The 12674-nt window shown below is 69.8% G+C and carries 8 protein-coding genes; 5 read left to right on the top strand and 3 right to left on the bottom strand.

The genetic code is table 11. The features are described from left to right. The 3 genes from treY to metZ all read left to right on the top strand — a co-directional run bounded on the left by treY (nt 1) and on the right by metZ (nt 5296). Nucleotides 1-2814 carry a malto-oligosyltrehalose synthase gene (gene treY / locus BVIR_RS12195; protein ID WP_055037903.1) on the top strand — a complete coding sequence of 938 codons (2814 nt, stop codon included), beginning with the start codon at nt 1-3 and terminating at the stop codon, nt 2812-2814. A 553-nt stretch (nt 2815-3367) separates the two neighbouring features. Next, nucleotides 3368-3970, top strand: a complete 603-nt coding sequence (locus BVIR_RS12200; protein ID WP_055037904.1) for an HdeD family acid-resistance protein — start codon at nt 3368-3370, stop codon at nt 3968-3970. Nucleotides 3971-4099: 129 nt separating this feature from the next. Beyond that, complete coding sequence (gene metZ, locus BVIR_RS12205; RefSeq protein WP_055037905.1) at nt 4100-5296, top strand: O-succinylhomoserine sulfhydrylase; 1197 nt, start codon at nt 4100-4102, stop codon at nt 5294-5296. 324 nt (nt 5297-5620) lie between these two features. Here the strand turns inward: metZ and BVIR_RS12210 are convergent, their stop codons facing one another. Further along, nucleotides 5621-7969, bottom strand: coding sequence for a Tex family protein (locus tag BVIR_RS12210; RefSeq protein ID WP_055037906.1), 2349 nt, complete (start codon nt 7967-7969; stop codon nt 5621-5623). Nucleotides 7970-8350: 381 nt separating this feature from the next. Here BVIR_RS12210 and BVIR_RS12215 point away from each other — a divergent pair, with 381 nt between their 5' ends. Beyond that, nucleotides 8351-9595, top strand: a complete 1245-nt coding sequence (locus BVIR_RS12215) for an NAD(P)/FAD-dependent oxidoreductase (RefSeq protein ID WP_055037907.1) — start codon at nt 8351-8353, stop codon at nt 9593-9595. A 280-nt stretch (nt 9596-9875) separates the two neighbouring features. Next, nucleotides 9876-10700, top strand: coding sequence for a L,D-transpeptidase (locus tag BVIR_RS12220; RefSeq protein WP_082417096.1), 825 nt, complete (start codon nt 9876-9878; stop codon nt 10698-10700). Nucleotides 10701-10877: 177 nt separating this feature from the next. Here BVIR_RS12220 and BVIR_RS12225 read toward each other — a convergent pair whose 3' ends face one another. Beyond that, the gene (locus tag BVIR_RS12225; protein WP_055037909.1) at nt 10878-11597 is read right to left on the bottom strand and encodes a DUF2076 domain-containing protein; all 720 of its coding nucleotides are present in this window, start codon (nt 11595-11597) and stop codon (nt 10878-10880) included. Between the two features lie 170 nt (nt 11598-11767). After that, the gene (locus BVIR_RS12230; RefSeq protein WP_055037910.1) at nt 11768-12574 is read right to left on the bottom strand and encodes a DUF2189 domain-containing protein; all 807 of its coding nucleotides are present in this window, start codon (nt 12572-12574) and stop codon (nt 11768-11770) included. Nucleotides 12575-12674 lie beyond the last annotated feature (100 nt).

A 12674-nucleotide genomic window follows, 5' to 3' on the forward strand; every position in this document is an offset into this window, starting at 1 on the left:
ATGCCCCCCGCCATCCCGCTCGCCACCTATCGCCTGCAGCTGTCGGCCGCGTGCGACTTCGACGCCGCGGCGCGGCTGGTGCCCTACCTCAAGGCGCTCGGCATCTCGCACCTCTACGTCTCGCCGATCCTGACGGCGCGCAAGGGCAGCCGCCACGGCTACGACATCGTCGACCACAACCAGCTCAATCCCGAGCTCGGCGGCGCGGCCGGCTTCGAGACGCTGTCGGCGGCGCTGCGCGCGGCCGACATTGGGCTGCTGGTCGACATCGTGCCCAACCACATGGGCGTCGGCTACGCCGACAACGCCTGGTGGCTCGACGTGCTGGAATGGGGTCCGCGCTCGCCGCACGCGGCCTCGTTCGACATCGAGTGGACGACGCTGCCGTTCCGCGCCTCCAGCGGCGTGCTGCTGCCAATCCTCGGCGCCTCCTACGGCACGGCGCTGGAACAGGGCGACCTCAAGCTGCGCTTCGACGCCGCCGAAGGCTCGTTCTCGATCTGGTATTTCGACCACCGCCTGCCGGTGCGGCCCGACCGCTACGCCGACATCCTCGCCACCGTGGTGGCGGCGGCGAAGGCCGAGCGCGAGCCGGCCGGCCGGACGCTGCTCGACCTCGCCGAGCACCACCGCGCGCCCGGAACGCCGACGCGCGAGGCGGCGCCCGCCCTCAAGGCCGCGCTCGCCGCGGTGGCGGGCGGCGCGGCGGTGATCGAGCGCGGCCTAGCCGCCTACCGCCCCACCGCCGGCCATCCGGCGCGGACCCAGCGGCTGCACCGGCTGCTGGAGCGCCAGCACTATCGCGTCGCCAACTGGCGGATGGCGTTCACCGACATCAACTACCGCCGCTTCTTCGACATCAACGACCTTGCCGGGCTGCGAACCGAGGACCCCACCACCTTTGCCGACACCCACCGGCTGATCGCGCGGCTGATCGCGGAGGGCCACATCCACGGCCTGCGCCTCGACCACATCGACGGGCTGGCCGACCCGGTGCAATACGCCCGCCGGCTGGGGCGGCTGGTGCGCTCCGCCCACGCCGGCCGCAGCCGCGCGCCGTTCTACATCGTCGCCGAAAAGATCCTGGCCGAGGACGAGGCGATGCCGCCGCTGCCCGGCGTCGCCGGCACCACCGGCTATGACGCGCTCGACCTGATCCAGCGCGCGCTGGTGAACGGCGAGGGGTTCGCCACCCTCGACACGCTGCACCGCGCGATGACGGCCAATGCCGCGCCGTTCCCCGACATGGCGCGCGAGGCCAAGGCGCTGGTGCTCGACTCGATCCTGGCCAGCGAATTCGTGGTGCTGGTGCACCTTCTCGCCCGCATCGCCGCCGGCCACTGGAAGACCCGCGACTTCACCTTCGAGCGGCTGAAGGCGGCGCTGCGCGCCGTCATCGTGCGCTTTCCGGTCTACCGCACCTATATCGCCGGCGCGGTGTCGGCGGCCGACCGCGCCTGCATCCTCAACGCCATCGAGGAGGCCCGCGCCAGCTGGTTCGGCCCCGACGCCGAGATTTTCGACGTCCTGCGCGGGGTGCTGACGCTCGACATCGTCGCCGCCGGCCGCAGCGGCTACAGCCGGGCGCGGGTGCGCCACTTCGTCACCAAGCTGCAGCAGCTCACCGGGCCGGTGATGGCGAAGGCGGTGGAGGACACCGCGTTCTACCGCCACCACCGCCTGCTGGCGCTGAACGAGGTCGGATCGGGTCCCGACCGGCCGGCGCTGCCCGCGCCGGCGTTCCACGACGCCGTCAAGGCCCGCGCCACCTATCCCCACGCCATGACGGCGACGGCAACCCACGACACCAAGCGCGGCGAGGACGCCCGGATGCGCATCCTCGCCCTCGCCGACATCGCCGGCGACTGGGCGGTGGCGGTGCGGCACTGGCGTTCGCTCAACGCGCGGCTGGTCGAGCCCGGCGTCGGCCCCACCCCCGCCCACGAATACATGCTCTATCAGGCGCTGATCGGCGCCTGGCCCGCCGACGGCGCGCCGGACGGCACCTTCCTCGACCGCATGCAGACCTACGCCGTGAAGGCGCTGCGCGAGGGCAAGGCGGAATCGAGCTGGGCAATGCCGAACGCCCGCTACGAGGCGGCGACCGCGGCGTTCCTGGCCGGCATGCTCGATCCGGCGCAATCCGCCGCGTTCCTCGACCGCTTCGCCGCGTTCGCGGCGCGGACCGCCCGGCTTGGCGCGCTCAATTCACTGGCCCAGCTCGCGCTCAAGGCGACCTTGCCGGGCGTGCCGGATTTCTACCAGGGCACCGAGACCTGGGACCTGTCGCTGGTCGACCCCGACAACCGCCGCCCGGTCGAGTTCGGCCAGCTCGCCGACCTTTTGCAGGCGATGCCGGGCGGGCCGCCCGCGGCGCCGTCGGCCGACCCCCGCCTCGACCGCCGGACCAAATTCGTCGCGACCCGGCAACTGCTGGCCTGGCGCGCGGAACGGGCGGCGATCTACACCAGCGGCGCCTACCAGCCGCTGGCGGTGTCGGGCCCCGACGCCGGCCACCTGATCGCCTTCGCCCGCACGCTGCGCCGCGCCGCCGACATCGTCGTCGTCGCCCGCCATCTCGCCGCCTTCACCGACGGCGGCCGGCTCTGGCCGGACTTCAAGCAGCTGAAGGCGACCATCCATTGCGAGGGCCTGCTGCCCCAACGCGTGGTGCTGGGTGGCACGGTGACGGCGCCGCGCGATGCCATCGCGGCGAACGCGCTGCTCGGGCCGCTGCCGTTCGCGGTGGTCACCGCGCTGCGGGTCGGCGAGGCGGCGAGCGAGCCGGCGCCGCCACTGGCACTGCCGGCGTGAGGCCGTTTTTCGCACGGCCGGCGCCAAACCGGTCGCGGCGACATCTGCAATTCACGGTGTTCTGGAACCGTGGCCGGGTTGTCGGGTTGCCAAGCGATCCGGCGGAACTGGGGTGGGCCGCGGCGGTCTGCGGTTCTGCGATGAAATCGGTGACGGGATCAAAGGTGATCTTCCGGAAACCTTATGAAGCGACGAGCTTGAACGTTCACGGTCCAGGAACGAGACGAAGCGAGAATGGCCGCTCACCCGCTGGCATGCGGTTGAGCGGCCGAAGGGATGCGATGTCCGGTCGGTCACGTCGGGATCGGAAACAACTCGCCGAAAAATCCTTGATCAGACAGAGGATTTCTCGACGACCAGACGGCGTAAGTCCGGCGCGATCGGCCAGATTTCGCATGACGCAGGTGTTCTCGCTCGCAAAGCCGGTCGCGATCCGCCGCGGCTTCCGGCGAGATTGCTTCCTTGTATTACGTCCTTGGATCACAGAATGATCTTGCGGAACCTCGATGACGAGCAACTTCGTTCAGTAAAAGATCAGCATTCGGAGGGTGTCATGTCTTCTTCCCCGACCACTAGCCCGCTGCCGGGCGAGCAGCCCGCGATCGGACGCACCAAGAGCGCCGTGCTGGCCGAGAACTGGTGGGCCGTCGCGATCCGCGGCCTCGCGGCCATCATCTTCGGCGTGTTGGCGTTCATGCTGCCGGTCGCCACCATCCTGTCGCTGCTGCTGTTCTTCGCGGCGTACGCGGTGGTCAACGGCGTGTTCGCCATCGTCGCGGCCGTGCGCGCCGCGAGCAGCAGCGAACGCTGGGGCTCGCTGCTGCTGGAGGGCTTGGTCAGCATCGCCGGCGGTGCCATCGTGGTGCTGTGGCCCGGCATCACCGTCGATGCGTTCGTGCTGCTGGTGGCGGCGTGGGCGCTGCTGACCGGCTGCCTTGCCATCGCGGCTGCGCTCCGGCTGGAGATCGACCACGGCAGATGGTGGCTGGTCCTCGGCGGCGTGGCGTCGCTGCTCTATGGCGTGCTGCTGATCCTGGCGCCGTTCCTCGGCGCGGTGGTGATGACGTGGTGGCTCGGCGCCTATGCGTTCGTTTTCGGCGTCACCCAGATCATCCTGGCGCTGAAGCTGCGCGACCAGCGGCGCGGCGCCCACTGACAAAGCGGCGACGTGTGGACCGGCCGCTTGCGGCCGGTCCACACCCATCCGCTCCGGCAGGCCGGAGCTTGCGTTGAGGCCCCATCGGGTGCAGTTGAGAACGGTCCCGCCTTTCAACAACCTGGACCGATGCAGACGCCCGCGCCCCTTCTCGACGAACTTCACCCCGAAACCCGGCTTGTCCACGGCGGAGCCCTGCGCTCGCAGTTCGGCGAGACCTCGGAGACGCTGTTCCTGACCCAGGGCTTTGTCTACGACCGCGCCGAGACCGCCGAGGCGCGGTTCAAGAACGAGGACCCCGGCTTCCAGTACACCCGCTACGGCAATCCCACCGTGGCGATGTTCGAGAGCCGGCTGGCGGAATTCGAGGGCGCGGAGCTGTGCTGCGCCACCGCCACCGGCATGGCTGCCGTGCACGGCGCGTTGGTGGGCCTGCTCGCCGCTGGCGACCATGTGGTGGCACCACGGCTGATGTTCGGCGCCTGCCGCTGGATCATCGAGGATTTCCTGCCCCGGTTCGGCGTGGCCTCCACCCTGGTCGACGGCACCGACCTTGACCAGTGGCGCGCCGCGATGCGGCCCAACACCAAGGTGCTGTTCCTGGAGAGCCCGGCCAACCCGACGCTGGTGGTGATGGACATCGCCGCCATCGCCGAGATCGCGCACGATGCCGGCGCCTATCTGGTGATCGACAACGTGTTCGCCACGCCGGTCTTCCAGAAGCCGCTCACGCTCGGCGCCGACGTGGTGGTGTATTCCGCCACCAAGCATATCGACGGCCAGGGCCGCTGCATGGGCGGCGCCATCCTCGGCGCGCGCAAGCTGCTGGAGGAAAAAATCCAGCCGTTCCTGCGCATGAGCGGGCCGACGCTGTCGCCGTTCAACGCCTGGGTGCTGTTGAAGAGCCTGGAGACGCTGCCGCTGCGGGTCGAGCGCCAGACGGCGAACGCCGCCAAGGTCGCCGACGCCCTGGCGCTGCTGCCGGGCGTGAAGCGGGTGCTGTTTCCGGGCCGCGCCGACCATCCGCAGGCCGAACTGGTCGCCCGGCAGATGCTGGGGCCATCGAACATGGTGGCGTTCGAGGTCGAAGGCGGCAAGGCCGGTGCGTTCGCCTTCCTAAACGCCCTGCAACTGATCTGCATCTCCAACAATCTCGGCGATGCCAAGAGCCTGATCACCCACCCGACCACCACCACCCACTCGCGGCTCACGCCGGAGGAGCGCGCCGCGCTCGGCATCGCCGACGGCATGCTCCGGCTGTCGGTCGGCCTCGAGCACGCAGGCGATCTGATTGCCGATCTGACGCGGGCGGCCGGGGTGCTGTGATGGCATTGTCGCCCCAGGCAAGCGGCGCGATGCGCAGCATCCGCCGCGCGACCCGGGACCGTCCGAACATGATGTCCTTTTCTGCTCACGATCCCGGCTCGCGCGCCTTCGGCGCTTGGCCGGGATGACGACGGTCCGACGACCGAGATGAATGTCGTCCCGGGCGAGCGTCAGCGAGACCCGGGACCGTTCTCAACAAAAGCCTCCTCTTCCGGACGACGATCCCGGGTCTCGGCTAGCGCCTCGCCCGGGATGACAAGACACGGAAGCGCGACGATCCCGGCTCGCGCGCCTTCGCGGCTTGGCCGAGATGACGAGGCTATTTCACCGCGTCCGCTTGCCGGCGTCGCGCTGGGCCGCCGCGCGGGCCATCGCCTCGGCCAGCGCGCCGCCGCCCGAGGATGGCGCCTCCTGGCGCTGGTCGCGGCGCGGGCGCTGCCCGGCCGGCGCCGGCCGGCCGCCGCCGGCGGCGGGCGAACTCGCCGCATCGGGCAGCGGATCGTCCAGCCGCATGGTCAGCGAGACGCGCTTCCGGGCAAGGTCGCACGACAGCACCTTCACCTTCACCACGTCGCCGGGCTTGGCGATGGTCGAGGGGTCCTTGACGAAGGTCTTCGACATCGCCGAGACGTGCACCAAGCCGTCCTGATGGACGCCGATGTCGACGAAGGCGCCGAACGCGGCGACGTTGGTCACCGTGCCTTCCAGGATCATGCCGGGCTTCAAGTCCGACAGCTTCTCGACGCCCTCCTGGAAGGTGGCGGTCTTGAACGAGGGCCGCGGGTCGCGGCCGGGCTTTTCCAGTTCGCGCAGGATATCGGACACCGTCGGCACGCCGAAGCGATCGTCGGCGAACGCCTGGGGCTTCAGCCCGCGCAGCGTGATCTCGTCGCCGATCAGCGCCTTCGCCGGCTTGCCGGTGGCTTTCAGGATGCGGCGCACCACGTCATAGGCTTCAGGATGAACGCCGGAGGCGTCGAGCGGGTCCTCGCCGTCGCGGATGCGCAGGAAGCCGGCGCACTGCTCGAACGCCTTGGGGCCAAGCCGCGGGACCTCGCGCAGCTTCGTCCGTGAGGTGAAGGCGCCGTTGGAGTCGCGATAGACCACGATGTTGCGGGCCAGCGACTCGGTGAGGCCGGACACCCGCGCCAGCAGCGGCACCGAGGCGGTGTTGAGGTCGACGCCGACGCCGTTGACGCAATCCTCCACCACCGCGTCGAGCGAGCGGGCGAGTTGGTGGGCGTCGACGTCGTGCTGATACTGGCCGACGCCGATCGACTTGGGGTCGATCTTGACGAGTTCGGCCAGCGGATCCTGCAGGCGGCGGGCGATCGACACCGCGCCGCGCAGGGTGACGTCGAGCTCCGGCAGCTCCTGCGAGGCGTAGGCCGAGGCCGAATAGACCGAGGCGCCCGCCTCCGACACCACCGCCTTGATGAGCTGAAGATCGGGCTTGAGCTTGATCAGGTCGGCCGCGAGCTTCTCGGTCTCGCGCGAGGCGGTGCCGTTGCCGATGGCGACCAGCTCGACCTTGTGCTTCTTCACCAAGGCCGCCAGCACCGCCAGCGCCTCGTCCCAGCGCCGCTGCGGCTCGTGCGGGTAGATGGTGGCGGTGTCGACCACCTTGCCGGTCGCATCGACCACCGCGACCTTGACGCCGGTGCGGTAGCCGGGATCGAGCCCGAGCGTCGCGCGCTGTCCGGCCGGGGCGGCGAGCAGGAGCGCGCGCAGGTTGGCGGCGAACACCCGCGCCGCCTCGGCCTCCGCCATCTCACGCAGGCGCATCCTGAGATCGACCGCAAGCTGGTGCTGCAACCGGGTGCGCCAGGCAAAGCGCACGGTGTCGATGAGCCAGCGATCGCCCGGGCGGCCGCGGTCGGAAATGTCGAAGCGGGCGGCGATGCGCCGCTCATAGTCGCTCGGCCCCTTGACGTCGGCCTCGGCCGGCGGCTCCGGAACGATCGAGACGTCGAGGATCTCCTCCTTCTCGCCGCGGAACATCGCCAGGATGCGGTGCGCCGGCAGCTTGGGCAGCGGGTCGGCGACGTCGAAATAGTCGGAATACTTGACACCCTCGGTGGCCTTGCCGTCGCGCACCTTGGCGATGAGGCGGCCGCGCCCCCACATCTCCTCGCGCAAGCTGCCCACCAGATCCGCCGTCTCGCTGAAGCGCTCGACCAGGATGGCGCGGGCGCCTTCCAGCGCCGCCGCCGCATCGGCCACCTTCCTGTCGGCATCGACGAACGGCGCGGCCTGGGCGGCGGGGTCGCGGTCGGGGTGGGCAAGCAGCAGCTCGGCGAGCGGCTCCAGCCCGGCCTCGCGGGCGATCTGGGCCTTGGTGCGGCGCTTGGGCCGATACGGCAGATAGAGGTCTTCCAGCGTCGCCTTGGTGTCGGCGGCCTGGATCGCCGCCTCCAGCTCGGGCGTCAGCTTGTCCTGGGAGCGGATCTCGGTCAGCACCGCCTCGCGCCGGGCGTCGAGCTCGCGCAGGTAGGTCAGCCGCTCCTCCAGCGTGCGCAGCTGGGCGTCGTCGAGGCCGCCGGTCGCCTCCTTGCGGTAGCGGGCAACGAACGGCACGGTCGAGCCGCCGTCGAGCAGCCCGACCGCGGCCTCGACCTGTTGGGGGCGGACGGCGAGTTCGGCGGCGATGCGGGCGGTGATGGTTGCGGGCATTTCGGCTCCGATCCTTCAGCCAAGGGCGGCCTGGCGCGAGCGCCCGCCCGTCCGATCGGGCGGGCGCTCTAAGCCTTTGAGTTATCGCATTCTCTTTCGTAAAACCGGTACCGGCTTTTGCGGAGAATGCTCTAGTCGATTCGTGTCACGGACGAGAGGCGGTGAGCGGCCACCATCCACAGCGGTCACCCTGCCCTCGCATCGCTGACCATGGCCGGCCATTGTGGCGGGTCATTGGGCGGGTGCTGTGCTGGTAGCGCAGACCGGGCGGCGATGCACAGCCGATCTGTCGAGAACCCGGCGCAGGGCGGTCGTCGCAAGCGGCAAAGCCGGGCTATGGTGCGGGAATCGTTGGCTTGCGGTCGGCGGAGGGAGACTGTCGTGCGTGTGGATGTGGCGGTGCTGGGGGCGGGAATCGTCGGGTCGTCGGTGGCGGCCCATCTGGCGATGCGCGGCGTCAGGACGGCGCTGATCGACCGGCGGGAGCCCGGCCGGGAGACCTCGTTCGGCAATGCCGGGCTGATCGAGCCGTCGGGCGTGGTGCCGCTTGGCTTCCCGCGCGACCCGGCGGTGCTGGTCAAGGCGGTGCTCGGCACGCTGCCGCAGGTCAATCTCCACCTGTCCGCCCTGCCCGCGCTGGCGCCGTTCCTGTGGCGCTACTGGCGACAATCGTCCCAGGCTGGGCGGCGGCGCTCGGCGGCGGCGCTGTTTCCGCTGTTGTCGCGGGCGGTGGCGGCCCACCGCGAACTGCTGGACAAGGCCGGCGCCGGCCACCTGCTGCACCCGACCGGGTTCTACCGGCTCTACCGCTCGCCGAGGACCTTCGAGCACCATTTCGCCTTCGAGAGCCAGGTCGAGGCCAGCTACGGCTTCAGCTACCAGATCATGTCGCCCGACGAGGTGGCGGCGCGCGAGCCGGCGATCCGGCCGGTCTACCACAAGGCGGTGTGGTGGAAGGACTCGGTGGCGGTGCGCTCCCCCGGCGAGGCGGTGACCGCGATCGCCGGCCTTGCCGCCCGCCAAGGCGCGGCGCTGCTGCGCGGCGACGCCCGCACCCTCAGCCGCAGCGGCGGCGGCTTCCGGGTCGAGACCGCCGAGGGCGAGGTCGAGGCCGACACCGTGGTGGTGGCGCTGGGGCCGTGGTCGACCGACCTCACCGAGCAATTCGGGCTGAGGCTGCCGTTCGCGGTCAAGCGCGGCTACCACATGCATTTCGAGCCCGGCGGCGGCGCGATGCTGACCACCCCGCTGGTCGACATCGACGGCGGCTATTTCCTGGCGCCGATGCCGCGGGGCCTGCGCCTCACCACCGGCGTCGAGTTCGCCCGCCGCGACGCTCCGCCGACCCCGGTGCAGATCGCGCGCACCCGGCCGATGGCCAGCGAACTGGTGCCGCTCGGCGCCGCGCTCGACCCCGAGCCGTGGCTGGGCCGGCGGCCGTGCCTGCCCGACTCGCTGCCGGTCATCGGACGCCTCAAGCGGGCGGAGAACGTGGTGCTCGCGTTCGGCCACCAGCACCTCGGCCTGACCATGGGGCCGATCACCGGGCGGCTGGTCGCCGACATCATCACCGGGGCGGCGCCGGTGGTCGACCCCGAGCCCTACCGTCCCGAGCGGTTCGCGTAATATGCGCGACGCTGAGGAATGCCCTCCGCCCATCGATGGCGGCGCCGGGAAGACGCTCAGGCCAAAGTGACTTACGTGATTGTTTCGTTTACCATAGCCGTTAACCACACATCTGCGTTTTTGACAAAGCATAAACCATGAAATCGCATCGTAACTGAATGCAGACTTCATTAATACACTTGGCCAATTGAATTAACCACACGGTTGCGGGTGGTGGCTATCGTTTCGACGCGGGCTGAGAACGCCCGACGAGTTCGGCGACATTGTATCGAGTACGTCGATGACGAGAACAGCATGGATATGTTGCGCGCTGGTGCTGGCCAGCGGCGCGCCGGCATGGGCCCAGCCCGGCTTCGCCGGACCGGCGGTGATCTACGCCCCTGAAACAGCGGCGCAACGCGCCGGTCCGGCGGGGGCACGCTGGCGCGCGGGCATGGCCGCCGTCTACCAGCCCGACTTCGCGCCAGGTGTGGTGCCGGTGGCGTCGCGGCAGGACGATGGCGATTTCGGCGGCGGCTTCATCGAGTTCCTGTTCACCGGCCGCGGCAACCCGGCACCGCTGCCGCGCCCGGACTACACCCGGCCGTGGACGCCGCAGCCCTCGCGGCCGGAGCGGCAGTCCTACAGCCGCACCGCGGCGGTGGAGCGCGACTATGGTTTCGACCCGCGCTATGAACGCCAGTGGGTCGAGTACGATGGCTCGCACGCGCCCGGCACGGTGGTGATCGACACCTCCAACCGCTTCCTGTTCCTGGTGCAATCGGACGGCAGGGCGATCCGCTACGGCGTCGGCGTCGGCCGGCCCGGATTTGCCTGGAACGGCATCAAGGAAATCACCGCCAAGCGCGAATGGCCGGACTGGCGGCCGCCGCCGGAGATGCTGCGTCGGCGGCCCGATTTGCCGAGCTACATGGCCGGCGGCCCGGCCAACCCGCTCGGCGCCCGCGCGATGTATCTTGGCTCGACGATGTACCGCATTCACGGCTCCAACGAGCCGGAGACCATCGGCCACGCGGTATCGTCGGGCTGCATCCGCATGCGCAACGAGGACGTCATCGACCTTTACGAACGCGTCAAGGTCGGAACCAGGGTGGTGGTGCTTTAAACCGAGCCGATGGCGCGGCGCTGGTGGCGACGCTCGTCTCGCCAGAACGACCCAGAAATTGCCGGGCCCGCCGCATTCCCTTGCGGCGGGCCCGGTCGTCATGAGGCTGTTCCCACGGAGGATAGGACGGCGCCTCAAACGTAATCCTTATTCCGACGGCGGACGCCGCCGGATCGATCAGGCGAAGCCTTCGTCGTCGAAGCCCCCGCCGAAATCGTCGCCGCCATCGCCGCCATCATCGTACGACGCGCTCTGCCAGCTGTCATCAGCCGCGGCGGGATCCTGACTGGCGGTGTCCTTGGCCGCTTCGTCCTTGCCGGCCTCGCTGGCGCCAGCGCCCTCGGCGAGCTTGGCCGCCTGACCGCCGGAAAACGCGCTGCTGACCGCGTTGGCGATCATCATGCCGCCGGCGACGCCGAGCGCCGTCGTCATCGCAGTGCCGAGAAAGCCGCTGCCGCCACCGCCGCCAAACCGCGACTGCATCGGCCCGCCCTGCTGGGGCTGCTGACCCCACGGGCCGGCCGCCTGCGGGCCAGCCTGCGGCACCGAACCGCGGCCGAACTGGCCGCCCGGCGCCTGGGCATTGGCGTAGTCGGCGCGCGGCTGCGGCGCCGGCTGCGAGCCGCCGCCGAATAGGCTCGACAGGAAGCCGCCCGACTGCTGCGGCCGACGCGACAGCTCCTCGACCTCGGCCTTCAGCTGCTCGACCTGCTGGCTGAGGTTGGCGAGCGCCTGCTCCTGGACATAGATCGCCTGGGCCATGACATAGGGCGCATAAGGCTGGGTGCGCAGGCGCTCGGCGATGAACCGCTCGGCATCGGGATCGCGGGGCTGGTTCTCAGCCTGCGAGAGGCGGTCAAAAATCCCAGCGATGACGCTCTTTTCCTCGGGCGACATGGCGACGAAATCCTTTTTCTTTCGGCCGTATGGCCGGTGCTGCGATGAGATAAGGATCGCTGCGGGTGTTTGCGAGGGGCCCGATTCAACATGACAAAGATTTCACGGTTCCAGCCCCGGCGACGATAACCTCTTGATTCCAGGCGTAGACTTCGCCGGCCGCGGCGCCGTCAGGCGATCGTGCGCCGATAGAGGTGCCAGGTGGCGTGCCCGAGCACCGGCAGCACCACCGGCAGCAGCAGGAACAGCGGCGCCACCGCGACGGCGAGCAAGCCGGCCACCGCCAGGGCGAACGCGAACATCGGGCCGGGATTGACCTTGACCGCCTCGATCGAGGTGGCGATGCCGGTGGCGAAATCGACGTCGCGGTCGAGCAGGCAGGGAAACGACATCACGCTGATGGCGAACACCACGAAGGCGATCAGCGCGCCGAGCGCGTTGCCGGCCACCAGGAACACCAGCCCGCGCGGCGTGGTCAGGATGACGTCGAGAAGGTCGCGCGGCGACACCGTGTGAAGGCCGAAGGTGAGGGCGTAAAGCAGGGTGGCGAGCTTGACCCAGGCCACCAGCACGAACGTCAGCACGAAGCCGAGCATGACGATCTCGCGCTGGGATTGGCCGCGGATGGCACCGAGGATGGCCCGCCACGACAGCGGCAGCCCCTGCTCGCGGCGACGGCTGACCTCATACAGCCCGACCGCGACGAACGGCCCGACCAGCACGAAGCCCGCCGCCAGCGGAAACACCAGGAACACCCAGCCGGACACGAACGCGGCCCAGCACAGCACCAGCCCGGCCGCTGCATAGAGCCCGCCGAAGAACAGGCCGAATTGCGGCGCTGCCTTGAAGTCGGCAAAGCCGGCGGCGAACGCCGCCTTGATGTCGGCGCCGTCGATGACCAGGACCTGCGGCGAGGCTGAAACGCGTGTCGTCTTGGTCGAGATTACGCTGCGCGCCGCGTCGATGATGACGGCCATACGGTCTCTCCCGAGATGCGGAACCGCCGGTATCTGGCAGCCGCTCGAGAGATTGCGTTTTAGTTGCACTTGAAATCAATCAACGTTGCCGTGACCACCC

Origin of the sequence: Blastochloris viridis (genome assembly GCF_001402875.1) — a bacterium.
Classification (GTDB): Bacteria; Pseudomonadota; Alphaproteobacteria; order Rhizobiales; family Xanthobacteraceae; genus Blastochloris; species Blastochloris viridis.